At 67.0% G+C, this 13945-nt stretch carries 12 protein-coding genes; 4 read left to right on the top strand and 8 right to left on the bottom strand.

Annotated features, from left to right (window positions below; all coding sequences use genetic code 11):
* Positions 1–211: 211 nt before the first annotated feature.
* Positions 212–1792, top strand: a complete 1581-nt coding sequence (locus tag K789_RS0115495; protein ID WP_024367551.1) for an ATP-binding protein — start codon at positions 212–214, stop codon at positions 1790–1792.
* Entirely contained in the window at positions 1789–2511 is a 723-nt protein-coding gene (locus tag K789_RS0115490; RefSeq protein ID WP_024367550.1) for a response regulator, read from the top strand. The genes K789_RS0115495 and K789_RS0115490 overlap by 4 nt, the downstream gene beginning before the upstream one ends.
* Positions 2512–2818: 307 nt before the next feature.
* Here the strand turns inward: K789_RS0115490 and K789_RS0115485 are convergent, their stop codons facing one another.
* From K789_RS0115485 to K789_RS0115455, 7 genes are all read right to left on the bottom strand, one after another.
* Positions 2819–3652, bottom strand: coding sequence for an HpcH/HpaI aldolase/citrate lyase family protein (locus K789_RS0115485; RefSeq protein ID WP_024367549.1), 834 nt, complete (start codon positions 3650–3652; stop codon positions 2819–2821).
* Positions 3649–4227 (bottom strand): MaoC family dehydratase, encoded by a 579-nt coding sequence (locus tag K789_RS0115480; protein WP_024367548.1) that lies wholly within the window; start codon positions 4225–4227, stop codon positions 3649–3651. The genes K789_RS0115485 and K789_RS0115480 overlap by 4 nt, the downstream gene beginning before the upstream one ends.
* A complete protein-coding gene (locus tag K789_RS0115475) occupies positions 4224–4985 on the bottom strand; it encodes a CoA transferase subunit B (RefSeq protein ID WP_024367547.1) in 762 nt (253 codons plus the stop codon). The genes K789_RS0115480 and K789_RS0115475 overlap by 4 nt, the downstream gene beginning before the upstream one ends.
* Before the next feature lie 3 nt (positions 4986–4988).
* Entirely contained in the window at positions 4989–5792 is an 804-nt protein-coding gene (locus K789_RS0115470) for a CoA transferase subunit A (RefSeq protein WP_024367546.1), read from the bottom strand.
* A gap of 39 nt (positions 5793–5831) precedes the next feature.
* Complete coding sequence (locus K789_RS0115465) at positions 5832–6995, bottom strand: acyl-CoA dehydrogenase family protein (RefSeq protein WP_024367545.1); 1164 nt, start codon at positions 6993–6995, stop codon at positions 5832–5834.
* A 72-nt stretch (positions 6996–7067) separates the two neighbouring features.
* Complete coding sequence (locus tag K789_RS0115460) at positions 7068–9293, bottom strand: acetyl/propionyl/methylcrotonyl-CoA carboxylase subunit alpha (RefSeq protein WP_024367544.1); 2226 nt, start codon at positions 9291–9293, stop codon at positions 7068–7070.
* 7 nt (positions 9294–9300) lie between these two features.
* Positions 9301–10908 carry a carboxyl transferase domain-containing protein gene (locus tag K789_RS0115455; RefSeq protein WP_024367543.1) on the bottom strand — a complete coding sequence of 536 codons (1608 nt, stop codon included), beginning with the start codon at positions 10906–10908 and terminating at the stop codon, positions 9301–9303.
* A gap of 165 nt (positions 10909–11073) precedes the next feature.
* Here K789_RS0115455 and K789_RS0115450 point away from each other — a divergent pair, with 165 nt between their 5' ends.
* On the top strand, positions 11074–11796 hold the full coding sequence (locus K789_RS0115450) for a TetR/AcrR family transcriptional regulator (protein ID WP_035739939.1): 723 nt from the start codon (positions 11074–11076) through the stop codon (positions 11794–11796).
* Between the two features lie 643 nt (positions 11797–12439).
* A complete protein-coding gene (locus K789_RS0115445) occupies positions 12440–12880 on the top strand; it encodes an SRPBCC family protein (protein ID WP_024367541.1) in 441 nt (146 codons plus the stop codon).
* Between the two features lie 299 nt (positions 12881–13179).
* On the opposite strand, the gene K789_RS0115440 is transcribed toward K789_RS0115445, so the two are convergent.
* Positions 13180–13945 (bottom strand): dihydrolipoamide acetyltransferase family protein (locus K789_RS0115440; RefSeq protein ID WP_024367540.1); only part of this gene is annotated, 766 nt, incomplete at its 5' end.

Below are 13945 nucleotides of genomic sequence, written 5' to 3'. Positions count from 1 at the left end.
GGTGAAGTTGAACCGCGTGGAATTGAAGTGGGAGGTCATGGGTTTCTCCTTGTTGAATGTGACGCACGTCATCGGAATCACTTCCCCGAGAGTAGGAGCGGCACGCGCCGGGGAACAGAATTTGGCCGTAGAGGTAGTAGTGGTCATATTGGTCACGGCCCCGGGCCCGGGTTTGGGCCGTGGGCGGCGGCTGGGATGGGAAGCTTGTGACATGGTTCACAGGATTCCCTTACGCTTCCAGCTGGTCGCGCTGCAGCTTGGCATCGTGCTGGCTGTCCTGACGGCGGTGGGGGCCGTGACCATCCGAATGCAGGAGCAGCAGCTCCGGGACGCGTACAAGGGCCGGCTGATCGGGGTGGCCGAAAGCGTCGCCCGGCTTCCCTCCGTGGTGAATGCCTTCGGGACACCGCAACCGGCCCAGACCATCCAGCCCATCGCCGAAGTCATCCGGCAGGCCTCCAATGTCACCTATGTCGTGGTGACGGACCACCACGGCGTCCGGCAGTCCCACCCGAACCCTGCGGAAATCGGCAGGCCAGTGTCCACCGACCCTTCCGTGCCCCTCTCCGGCGAGATCTATGTCGGCACCCAGACCGGGACGCTGGGTGAATCCTGGCGGGTCAAGGTTCCCATTTTCGACAGTGCCGGAATCGTGATCGGCTCGGCTTCGGTGGGTGTGCTGGAAAGCACCCTGGCCCAAGACCTCTACGAGGACCTGCCGCAACTGTTCGGCTGGCTTCTCGGCGCAGCGCTGCTCGGATCGCTCGGGGCGATGTACATCTCAAAGCTCGTATGGCGGCGGATCTACAAGCTGGAGCCGGAGGACATCGCGGCCCTGCTCGAGACCCGCGACGCGATGCTCCACGGCCTGGGCGAGGGGCTCGTCGCGGTCGACGCCGAGGGGAAGGTCGCGCTGGTCAACGACGAAGCCCGCCGGCTGCTGGGCGTGGGCGAGGAAATCACCGGACGGCCGGCCAGCGAATGCCTGGAACCCGGGGTCCGCCGGATGCTCACCGCGGGATCGGCCACGGAGGAACTGGTGCTCTCCGGGGAAAGGATCCTGCTGGGCAAGGTCAATGCCGCCACGGTGGACGGCCGGGAAGTGGGGAAAGTCCTCATTCTGCGCGACCGCACGGAACTCCACGCAATCCTCCGCGACCGCGACGGCGCCCTGGATGTGACGCAGGCGCTGCGGGCGCAGGCCCACGAATTCGCCAATAAGCTGCATGTGATCTCGGGTCTCCTGGAGCTCGGCGAACAGGGCAAGGCCGTGGAATACCTGGGCCGGAGCCACAGCGAGGCCGCGTTCGTCAACCGCCCGCTGGCCGCAGGAATCACCGATCACGACGTCCGGGCCCTGCTGATTGCCAAATCGACGGTCTGCGCCGAGCGCGGCGTCGAGATCCTGGTGGACCCGGCCTCGGTGTGCACGCCGGACGGGACAGGCGATGTCATCACGGTCCTGGGGAACCTGATCGACAACGCGGTGGACGCCGCGGGCTACGACAGCACCATCGCCGTCGGGCTGGATGAGGCTCCCGACGGCGAACGCACCATCACGGTCGAGGACGACGGCCCCGGCGTCCCCGAGCCGGAGCGGACCGCCGTGTTCGAGGCCGGCGTCACCACCAAACAGGCCGAGGGAATCAACAGCCGCGGCTTCGGGCTGGCCCTGGTCCAGCGCGTGGCCCGGCGCCGGGCCGGCGGGGCGTCGGTGGGGCCGTCCGTGCTGGGCGGTGCCTGCTTTACGGTAATACTGAGGACAAAAGAGGCGGAACTACAAAAACAATGAGCTCCATACGCACCCTCATCATTGACGATGACGTGGCAGTGGCCGGGATCCACCACGGGTTCCTGCTGGCGCGCGGCGGCTTCGACGTCGTCAGCCTGGCCCATACCGGGCAGCAGGGCCTCGACCTGGCCGCAGAGCTGCGGCCCGAACTTGTCCTGTTGGACATCCACCTTCCGGACATGTCGGGCCTGGACGTGCTCCAGCAGCTCCGCGGCCGCCAGCAGGCGCTCGACGTCCTGGTCATCACGGCCTCGCGGGAGCTGGAGACGGTCCGCGGCGCCATGGCCGGCGGGGTACTGCACTATCTGGTGAAGCCCTTCACGTCCCAGGCCCTGAACGAACGGCTCGACGAGTACGTGCTCCTTCGCCGCGAACTCGCCGCAGGCGGGGCTGCCGGGCCGCTGGACCAGGACAGCATCGACCGTCTCGTGGCGCCGTCGCGCCGGGCAGTTGTTGCGGATTCCGGGGCGGCACCCGTGCCCGGGTCGGCGGTAAGGCTACCGAAGGGGCTGTCCAGGCCCACCCTGGACGCCGTCATCGAGGCGCTCAAATCAACCCCCGACGACGTCTCTGCCGCCGGGATGGCCCTTCAGCTCGGACTCTCGCGAGTCAGCGCGCGGCGCTACCTCGAGTATTTGGTCATCCACGGCTTCGCCCGGCTCACACCCCGCTACGGCGCGGCAGGGCGGCCGGAGAACCGGTACCTGTGGAAGCGCTGAGCATGTCTCGTTTATAGGGGTTCCGCGGAGCATGTCCATTCGTCGCAGGCGAGCGCCGGGCAGGGTGGCGCATCTTGAGGCACCCATCTGACGCAACTGGCCGCTACCGGGCACCCATCTGACGCAACTGGCCGCTACCGGGCACCCATCTGACGCAACTGGCCGCTACCGGGCACCCATCTGACGCAACTGGCCGCTATGGGACGCGTCCAAGCGGCCATTCGTGACGAATCGACGAGGTCCAGGCCGTCTCTGCCTTCATTTCCGGTCCATTACGCCACCGGGCGACGGCCGGATCCTAACGAACCTACCGGCCCGCGCGGCGGAGCGTGGCTTCGGCGTGTTTGAGGATGGGGCCGTCGATCATCTTGCCGTTGAACTGGAAGACGCCCGAGCCTGCCGCTGCGGCCGCGTCGAGCAGTTCGGTGGCTGCCGCGACCTCGGACTCGGACGGCGCGTACGCTCCTCGGACAACTACCACCTGATTCGGGTGGATGCAGGCCTTGGAGCCAAAGCCCGAGGCGACGGCGTCACGGGATTCGGCGGCGAGCCCATCAAGGTCGGGGATGTTGACGTACACCGAGTCGACAGCGTCCTTGCCGAACGCGCGGGCGGCCAGCAGTACCGTGGAGCGGGCGTGCAGGGCGACAGCGCGGTAGGCGCCGTCGTCCGTCCTGCTGGAGGTGCCGCCGAGCGAGGCGAGCAGGTCCTCGGCGCCCCACATCAGCCCGACGACGTTCGGCTCAGCGGCGATGGCGGCGGCGTTGACAACCCCCAGCGCCGTCTCGCAGAGCGCGATCACGCTGTAGCCCTCAAGCTCCCTGAGCTGGGCGGCGCTCTCAGCCTTGGCAAGCATCACATGCCGGTAGGGGGTGTGCTTGAGGCAGTGCAGATCCTTCTCGAACTCCTCGGTGCCGGCCGGATTGATCCGGATGATCGTGCGGCTCGGGTCCAGTTCGGGAACGTCCCCGGTAGCGCCGAGCTGGGCCAGGATGGCGCCGCGGGCACGCTGTTTATCCGCGGGCGCGACGGCGTCCTCGAGGTCCACGATCACGGCGTCGGCGCGCTCGGCGGCCTTCTGGTAGCGCTCGGGGCGGTCGGCAGGGCAAAACAGCAGGGCGGGGCCCATCAGGAAGCTCATGTGTCTATTCTGCCCTTTTGTGCCTGTTCTTTCCGGGCAGTGTTCGCGTGCTGGGCCTCAGTGTGCGCGTCGCGTGTCCACATCAGGCAGCTGCGGGTGGCGAGGGCCACAACGTCGCCGTTCTGGTTCCGGCCGGTGTGCTTCATGGTCACGATCCCCTGGCCGGGCCGGGAGGAGGACAGCCTTTTCCCGGTCACGACAGTCTCGGTGTACAGCGTGTCGCCGTGGTACATCGGGTGCGGGAACGACACGTCCGTGAGCCCCAGCTGGGCGATGATGGTGCCCTGGGTCAGCTGCGGAACGGACTGCCCCACCACCGTGGCCAGGGTGAACATGGAGTTCATGAGGCGCTGGCCAAACGGTTGTTCTGCGCTCCAGGCGGCATCCAGGTGCAGGGCCTGGGTGTTCATGGTCATGGTGGTGAAGAGGACGTTGTCCGCCTCGGTCACGGTCCGGCCCGGCCGGTGCGCGTACACCACGTCCTCGTCGAGCTCGTCGAAGTAGAGGCCGCGCTGTTCAATGACACGCGGTTCCATGGTCTGGGGTTCAGTGGCGGGCAATGGTTCAGTCGTCATACCGTCAGTTCCTGGTCTTCCTCGAAAAGTTCGGCGCCGGTGGCCGCGGCCACGTCCTCGGCCGTCACGTTGGGGGCGAGTTCGCGCAGCACCAGCCGGGACTGTCCGGCGTCGGTCACGACGTCGATGACCGCAAGGTCCGTGATGATCCGGTCCACGCAGGCCTTGCCGGTCAGCGGCAGCGTGCACCGCTCCACGATCTTGGGCCGGCCGTTCCGGTCCACGTGCTCCATCATCACGATCACCTTCTTGGCGCCGAACACCAGGTCCATGGCACCGCCCATGCCTTTGACCATCTTGCCCGGAATCATCCAGTTGGCCAGGTCACCGTTCTGGGCCACTTCCATGGCACCGAGTACGGCGACATCCACATGCCCGCCGCGGATCATGCCGAACGAGGTGGCAGAGTCGAAGAACGCGGCGCCCTTGTTGACCGTCACGGTCTCCTTGCCGGCATTGATCAGGTCCGGATCGACGTCGTCCTCCCCCGGGTACGGCCCGACGCCGAGGATGCCGTTCTCCGAGTGCAGGACCACCTCGACGCCGGCGGGGATGTAGTTGGGGATCAGGGTGGGCATTCCGATGCCGAGGTTGACGTACTGCCCGTTGTGCAGTTCCTGCGCCACCCGGGCAGCCAGTTCGTTGCGCGTCCAGCCTTTGCTCTCAACACCGGCGGGATGCTCGACGGCGGCGGGCCGGTATTCGTGGCGGACCGCTTCGGGACGGGGCGGCGCACCCTGCAGGCTGTTGGATTCCATGGCCTAGGCTCCTGACTGGTCTGTTGCTGGGGTGGCAGTGCCGGCGGCGGACGTTGCAGCCAAGGCCACCGTCCGCTTTTCGATCCGCTTCTCGACGTCCGGAGCGAGCACCACACGCTGGACGAAGATCCCGGGGATATGGACGTGTTCGGGGTCCAGGTCCCCCGGCTCCACGAGTTCCTCAACCTCGGCGATGGTGATCCTCCCGGCCATGGCGCACAGCGGGTTGAAGTTCATCGCGGTGGCGTGGAACACGAGGTTGCCGTGGCGGTCGCCCTTCCAGGCGTGCACCAGGCCGAAATCCGGGGTCAGTGACTCCTCGAGGACGTAGTCGGCACCGTTGAAGCTGCGCACCTCCTTCGCCGCAGAGGCGATCGCGACGTTGCCTCCGGCGTCGTACTTTTGCGGCAGGCCGCCGTCGGACACCTGGGTGCCCACGCCGGCCGGGGTGTAGAAGGCGGGGATGCCGGCCCCGCCGGCGCGCAGTTTCTCGGCCAGCGTGCCCTGCGGGGTGAGGACCACTTCGAGCTCGCCGGCGAGGTACTGCCGGGCGAATTCCTTGTTCTCCCCCACGTAGGAGCTGATGGTGCGGCGGATGCGGCCGTCCCTGAGCAGGATCCCGAGTCCCCAGTCGTCGACTCCGCAGTTGTTGCTCACGGTTTCCAGGTTCGTGGCGCCGCCCTGGTGCAGGGCCTCGATCAGGGCCACCGGAATGCCGCAGAGCCCGAATCCGCCGACGGCGAGCGAGGCGCCGTCGTGGATGTCCGCGACGGCCTCGGCGGCGCTGGCAACAACTTTGTTAATCATCGTTGATCCTTCGTTCGACGGTTGCGGCCAGCGGGCCGGTCAGAGCCCCAGTTCGCGGGCGATCAGCATCAGCTGGACCTCCGTGGTGCCCTCGCCGACTTCAAGGATCTTGGAGTCGCGGTAGTGCCGTGCCACGGTGAATTCGTTGATGAAGCCATAGCCGCCGAACACCTGGGTGGCGTCCCGCGCGTTGTCCATGGCTGCCTCGCCTGCGACCATCTTAGCGATGGCCGCCTGCGTCTTGAACGGCTTTCCGGCGAGCATCCGGGCGGCCGCGTCGTAGTAGGCCAGGCGGGCGGTGTGGGCCCGTGCTTCCATCCGGGCGATCTTGAACGCGATGGCCTGGTACTTGCCGATGTTCTGCCCGAACGCGCTGCGCTCCTTGGCATATTTCACCGACTGGTCCACGCAGCCCTGGGCCGCGCCGACGGCCAGCGCCGCGATCGCGATCCGGCCCTCGTCGAGGATGGAGAGGAAGTTGGCGTAGCCGCGGCCCTGAGCGCCGAGCAGGTTGGCCTCGGGGACGTGGACATTGTCCAGTGTCAGCGGGTGGGTGTCCGAGGCGTTCCAGCCGACCTTGTTGTAGGCCTTCTCCGCTGTGAAGCCGGGGGTGTTGGTGGGCACCAGGATGGTGGAGATTTCCTTCTTGATGCTGCCGTCCGGGCGTTCCGACTGGCCGGTCACCGCGGTGACGGTGACGAGGCGGGTGATGTCGGTGCCGGAGTTGGTGATGAACTCCTTGTTGCCGTTGATGACCCACTCACCACCGCCCAGCTTGGCAGTGGTTTTGGTGCCGCCGGCGTCGGAGCCTGCTTCCGGCTCGGTCAGGCCGAAGCCTGCGAGCGCCTTGCCGGAGGCCAGCAGCGGCAGCCACTCCTCCTTCTGGGCGGCGTTGCCGAAGCGGTGGATCGGCATGGCGCCGAGGGAGACGCCGGCTTCCAGGGTGATGGCGACGGACTGGTCCACCCGGCCGAGCTGTTCCAGGGCGAGGGCGAGGGCGAAGTAGTCGCCGCCCATGCCGCCGAATTCCTCCGGGAACGGCAGGCCGAAGAGGCCCATGTCGGCCATCTGGGAGACCACCTCGTAGGGGAAGCTGTGTTCCTCGTCGTGCTTGGCGGAAACCGGGGCCACCACTTCGTCGGCGAATTCGCGGACGGTGTTGCTGAGGTCCTGGTAATCCTCGCTGAGTTCAAAATCGGGCATGGTGACTCCTTTGTCTGTGGTGCTGTCGAAGATCTGTGTCGGGTGGTGGTCTGGTGCTGAAGCTGTTGGGTGCTACTCCGCCGCGCCCATGGCGATGACGGCTTCTTCGATGGTGTCCTCGGCTTTGGACGGCTCCGTCGGGTGAACCGGGTGGACCGTGGCGAGGACCTGGTCCGCCTTCACGAGGTCCCCGGACGTGATGCTGATGTGCACGGTGCCGTCGAGGGGTGCCACGAGCTGGTGTTCCATCTTCATGGCTTCCACGGAGAGCAGCACCTGGCCGGCGACGACGACGTCGCCGTTGCGGACCGAGACGGACACCACTGTGCCGGGCATCGGCGAACGCACTGCCGGGTCGGCGGCGCCTTCCTCGCGTTCGATTGCCGTGAGCACGCGGGCGAGCTTGGCTTCGCGGCCGAGCGGCTCGAGCCGGCAGGACCAGCCCTCGTTGCCTAGGTGGACGTACTGCGGATTCCCCTCCGGCGGGTAGTCCTCCCAGATGGCGCCCTGCGCGAAGCGCTCTTCCCGGCCATCGAGTTCCAGGTACACATCGACACTGGACAGCCCCAGGACTTTCACGTCGCGCACCGGGCCATTGTTGACCCGGACGGTGGCGTGACCGAGGTCCACGTTGTTCAGCCAGGTCACGGCCACGGTGGCCAGCTCTCCGCCGGGAACACCGAAACTCATGGTCCAGGCCGCCGGTGTGCCCAGCCGCCAGCCACGGAGTGTGTCCCAGGGGGATCCCACCGTCGCGGGGGCTTCGGCCAGGACCCAGAAGGGCATGGCTGCGGCGATGAGTTCGGCGTCGCCGGCGCGGCGGAACGTGAAGCCTGGCATCTTCCGTTCGATCAGGCCGGTGTCGAGGCGGCCGGCCCGGACGTCGGCGTCGTTGATCAGCAGGCGCAGGTACTCGACGTTGGTGTCGATCCCCAGGGCCGTGTACCGGGAAAGTGCCGTGTCGAGCTTGTCCAGTGCCGCAGTGCGGTCTTTGCCCCAGGCGATGACCTTGGACACCATGGGATCGTAGTCGCTGGAGATCTCGAGTCCCTTTACCAGCGAGGAATCGATCCGGATGTCCGGATCCGCGGCGGCAGGTGTGAGGGAATCCAGATCGTCCATGGCGGTGAAGATCTCGCCGCGTTCGTCCAGGAGCACCACTTCGCCGCCGGAGGGCAGGAAGTTCTTCTCCGGTACCTCGGCGTAGACGCGGGCCTCCACCGAGTGTCCGGTGAGGACGACGTCGTCCTGGCGGACGGTGAGTTCCTCGCCGGCGGCGATGCGGACCTGCCACTCGACGAGGTCGACGCCGGTGACCATTTCGGTGACGGGGTGCTCGACCTGCAGGCGGGTGTTCATCTCCATAAAGAAGAACTCGTCCGGGGCGTTGTCGGAGACCAGGAACTCCACGGTGCCGGCACCGCTGTAGTTGACGCTGCGGGCGGCATTGCAGGCGGCCTCGCCAAGACGGGCCCGGATTGCCGCGCCGTCGGGCAGGGACTCCAGCAGCGGGGAGGGCGCTTCCTCGATGACCTTCTGGTGGCGGCGCTGCAGCGAACACTCGCGCTCCCCCAGATGGATGACGTTGCCGTGGTTGTCCGCGAGGACCTGGACCTCGATGTGCCGAGGGGTCAGGACGAGGCGTTCCAGGAACAGCGTGTCGTCGCCGAAGGCGCTGGCCGCGACGCGGCGGGCGGTGGCCAGGGTGGCTTCGAGGTCCTCGGGCCGTTCGACGATGTGCATGCCCTTCCCGCCACCGCCGGCGGAGGGCTTGATGAGCAGCGGGAAGCCGACGCCGGCCGCAGCCTCGATGAGCTGCGCGTCCGTCATGCCCGGTTCGGCGATGCCCGGGACCACCGGGACGCCGTAGCCGGTCACGTGGTTCTTGGAGCGGATCTTGTCACCCATGACGTTGAGTGATTCGACGCCGGGGCCGATGAAGGTGATCCCCGCCTTGTCCAGGGCGCGGGCGAAGTCCACGTTCTCACTGAGGAAGCCGTAGCCGGGGTGCACGGCCTCGGCTCCGGTGTCGCGGCAGGCCTGGATGATGGCTTCGATCTTCAGGTAGCTCTCGGCGGCGGCCGCGGGGCCGATCCGCACGGCGGTGTCAGCTTCCTGCACGTGCCGGGCTCCGGCGTCGGCGTCGGAATAAACGGCGACGGAACGGATACCGAGCGCCCGCAGCGTCCGGATCACGCGGCAGGCGATCTCGCCGCGGTTGGCGACCAAGACGGTGCCGAAGAGCGGCTTGGTGTCCTGCGGCGTTGGGGAGGTAGTAGTCGGCGAAGAAAGAGTCATGGCGGGCTCACATCCGGAAAAGGCCGAAGGAGGTCTCCGGCAGCGGGGTGCGGGAGACGACGTCGAGCGCCAGTCCCAGGACGGTGCGGGTGTCCGCGGGGTCGATGATGCCGTCGTCCCAGAGGCGGGCGGTGGAGTAGTAGGGGCTGCCCTGGTCCTCGTACTGCTGCTTGATCGGGGCCTTGAAGGCTTCCTCGTCCGCGGCGGACCATTCCTCGCCGCGGGCCTCGTACTGGTCCCGTTTGACCGTGGCAAGGACGCTGGAGGCCTGGTTGCCGCCCATCACCGAGATGCGGCTGGCCGGCCACATCCAGAGGAAGCGCGGAGAGTAGGCCCGCCCGCACATCGAATAGTTGCCGGCGCCGAAGGAGCCGCCGATCACCACCGTCAGTTTGGGCACCCGTGCGGTGGCGACGGCGGTGACCATCTTGGCGCCGTTCTTGGCGATGCCGCCCTGCTCGTAGTCCTTGCCGACCATAAAGCCGGAGAGGTTCTGCAGGAAGATCAGCGGGATGCCGCGCTGGTCGCAGAGTTCGATGAAGTGCGCGCCCTTGAGCGAGGATTCGCTGAACAGCACGCCGTTGTTCGCCACTATGCCCACCGGGTGGCCGTGCAGCTTCGCGAAGCCGGTCACCAGGGTGGTGCCGTAGTTCTTCTTGAATTCGTGGAAGCGGCTGCCGTCCACGAGCCGGGCAATGACCTCGCGGACGTCATACTGCGCGTTGACGTCGGTGGGGACAGCGCCGTACAGCTCCTCCGGGTCCGCGAGGGGTTCGACGGCGGTGTCGATGTCCCAGGCGGGGGCGGCCGGGCGGGGCAGGGTGGAGACGATGTCGCGGACGATCTGGAGGGCATGCTCATCGTTCTCGGCCAGGTGGTCCGTGACACCGGAGATCTTCGAGTGCACATCACCGCCGCCGAGTTCCTCGGCGGTGACGATCTCACCGATCGCGGCCTTCACGAGCGGCGGTCCGCCCAGGAAGATGGTGCCCTGGTTTCGGACAATCACGGTTTCGTCGCTCATCGCGGGGACGTACGCGCCGCCGGCGGTGCACGAGCCCATCACCGAGGCGATCTGCGGGATCCGGGCCGCGGACATCTTGGCCTGGTTGAAGAAGATCCGGCCGAAGTGCTCCTTGTCCGGAAAGACCTCGTCCTGCTTGGGCAGGAAGGCCCCGCCCGAGTCCACGAGGTAGATGCAGGGCAGCCGGTTTTCCAGGGCAATTTCCTGCGCCCGGAGGTGCTTCTTCACGGTCATCGGGTAATAGGTGCCGCCCTTGACCGTGGCGTCGTTGGAGATGACCAGGACCTGGCGGCCGTGGACCAGGCCGATCCCGGCAATAACTCCGGCGCCGGGCGAGTCGTCGTCGTACATGCCGTTGGCTGCCAGCGGCGCGATTTCCAGGAAGGGGCTGCCGTCATCGAGCAGCTGGTCGATGCGTTCGCGGGGAAGGAGCTTGCCGCGGGCCACATGGCGTTCCCGCGACTTCTCCGGCCCGCCCAAAGCGGCCGTGGCGAGGCGTTCCCTCAGCTCACGGGCCAGCCCCAGCTGGGCCTCGCGGTTCGCGGCGAAGGCGGCGCTCGTGGCGTCCACCTGGCTGGCGATTGTCTCCATTGACTGCTTCCGTTCTCGCACCTTCATACTGGCGGCCTGTCCTGCGCCCGTTCCAGCCACTTCGGTTAGTACCGCATAACTGAGATTTAGGTTAGTCTCTATTAACTGTGATGTCCAACACAGGGCCGCACAAATGATGGTTTTCTTGAGATGAGGGGTGTGCCGGTGACCGAACCCAGCGACACGAGCCGGACCGCCACGCAGCTCGCGTCGGCCCAGCCTCCCGCGACCCAGCCTCCAACGACCCAGCCTCCAGCGACCCGGCCTCCCGCGACCCAGCCTCCCGCGACCCAACGCAGCCAGGCCAAGGAGAGCCGCCGCCAGGCGCTGCTGTCCTCGGCGGCCGCGTTGTTCGCCGTCGACGGCTTCAACCGTGTGTCCCTGGAGGACCTCGGCGCCGCCGCCGGCGTCAGCGGCCCTGCGGTGTACCGGCATTTCGCCGGCAAGCAGGCCGTCCTCGGAGCGCTGCTGCTGAGTGTCAGCCAGGACCTGCTCGACGGCGGCCGGCGCGTCATTGCCGATTCCGACGGCGCCGCCGTTGCCCTGCGCGCGCTGGTGGAGTTCCATGTGGACTTCGCGCTCAGCAACCCCGACGTCATCCGGGTGCAGGACCAGGACTTCAGCAACCTCGCCGAGGAGGACCAGGCCGAGGTCCGCACACTGCAGAGGAACTATGTGGAGCTCTGGGTCGAGGTCCTTGCCGGACTGCACCCCGGGACCGAGGCCACCGAGCTCCGGATGCGTGCGCACGCCACCTTCGGCCTGATCAACTCCACCCCGCACTCGGTTCGGAGCCATGGACGGCGGATCGCGGTCAAGCGGGCGCGACCCTTGCTGCAGAGCATGGCACTGGCGGCCCTGATGGCCCCCGCCGACCCTGCCGGATGACAGCACCCGCCCGGGCGGCGCGCCGCAAATTGCGGGCGAAAAGGCCAAGTCCCCCATTTAGCGTGACCCCCGAACGGCCGCAACCACCCGCGGGATGGCTGGACCCCACCTGTCGATGAGGAGTCCGGTCATGGACGTGAACGTACCGTTAAGCCCCCAGAAACTGCCCTGCCGTCACCGGGCAATTTCTCGGGCGGGTCATACGGGAATCGGCCGGCTGCGGAAACGCGGCGATGTCGATTCGGAAATTGTGAGTGGCCGGATGCGCCGGCAGAGGACCGGCATACGGGACGGTTCGAACGGGCGGGGTGTGCGAGAAATGTTTCGTTGTGTTTCGTGGGGTGGTGGGTCATCACGGGTGTCCGGAAAGGTACCCCGGCTGCTCTTGGGCCCCCTCTAGAAGGCCCGCGATAGTGTCAGAGGCATGACGCCAGTTGACCCGCGGGCTAACATTCTTCAGCAGATTGCCACTTATCAGGCCTGCATCGCCGCTTCGAACTGGCCCATACCAGCCAGCGATAGCGAATACCGCTGTGCATACTACGATCGCCCCAGTCCACACCGCCGGGTTGCGGAGCTCATCGACGAACCGTCCCTGTAGGCGGTCTTGCGCCGCCTGGGTGGCTCGGTTCTACAATCGCGCATGGAGAATCTTCGATTCAGCGTCGATGTCGACGCTCCCGCGCAGCACGTCTGGAACGTCATGCTCGACCTCGACACCTACCGCGAATGGACGGGCGCCTTCCACGAGGGATCGACCTACGAGGGCGGCTGGAACGAGGGCGACGAGATCCGCTTCCTCGGCCCGAACGACGACGGCACGGCGAGCGGTCTCTTCGGCACCATCGTCGAGAATCGGCCCCACGAGTTCGTGTCGATCCGCTATCTCGGCGATATCGAGAACGACGTCGAGAACCGCGAAGGGCCCGCCGTCGGGCTGCACGAGAGCTACTCGTTCAGCGAGACCGACGGGGTGACGACTCTCGTCGTCGAGCTCGCGGTGCCCGACGAGTGGGCCGACGACATGCGCGGCATGTGGTCGGAGGCGATCGTCACGATCAAACGGTTGGCAGAGCGGGCCTAGGTCGACGAAATCCTGACCCGGTCAGGAATGGCGACAGCCCCGACAGCGTTGTGACGAGCTTTCCAATGGGCTGCTCATTTCTTGCCTGAATCTGCCGTTATGCGCTCAGCGGCGTCAGGCCAGGAGTGACCGCCGCACCACGAGCGTGGAGTAGGCAACTCTGTCAGTAGCTGCGCACATTGAAGGTCATCGAGGATACCGGCGAAGCAGTGCCGGACCTCATGCCACAGCCGATCCGCCATTTGGGCACCCTGCCGGCCGCCCGAAAGGGGGCAGCCGGCAGCCGTTCGCTCGGTTTGCTAGACCATGGCGAGCGCCATGCCCGGATCGGACAGGATGGCGCCGAGGTCCTGCAGGAAGCGTGAGCCCTGCTCGCCGTCGACCAGCCGGTGGTCAAAGGAGAGGCTGAGCGTCATGACCTGGCGCAGCGCCACCTGGTCCTGGTACTCCCACGGCATCTTCCGCACCGCACCGAGGGCCAGGATGGCGGCCTCCCCCGGGTTGAGGATGGGAGTGCCGGAATCGATGCCGAAGACGCCGATGTTCGTGATGGAAATTGTGCCGCCGGACAGGTTGGCCGGACTGGTCTTGCCGGCCCGCGCCGTGTCCGTCAGTTCGGTCAGCGCGGTGGAGAGCTCCAGCAGGGACATCCGGTCGGCGTCCTTGATGTTCGGCACGGTCAGCCCGCGCGGGGTGGCAGCCGCGATGCCGAGGTTCACGTAGTTGTACTGGACAATCTCCTGCTTGGCCTCGTCCCAGCGGGTGTTGAGCGTGGGGTGGCCCTTCAGCGCGATAAGCACGGCCTTGGACACCAGCGTCAGCGGCGTGAGCTTGTAGCCGGCGAACGCGCGGCTGGCCTTGAGCTTCGCCAGCAGTTCCATGGTCGGGGTGACGTCAATGGTCAGGAACTCCGTGACATGCGGAGCCGTGAACGCACTGGAGACCATGGCTGCGGCGGTGAACTTGCGGACGCCCTTGATCGGCGTCCGGGTTTCCCGCTCACCCTGCGCCGGAGCCTGGCCCTGAGCGGATACGCCGGCCAGATCCCGGGGTGCCACCGGCAGG

Origin of the sequence: Arthrobacter sp. TB 26 (genome assembly GCF_000427315.1) — a bacterium.
Classification (GTDB): domain Bacteria; phylum Actinomycetota; class Actinomycetes; order Actinomycetales; family Micrococcaceae; genus Arthrobacter.
Note: the sequence above shows the minus strand (reverse complement) of the source record. Positions and strands in the feature narration are given on the sequence as shown.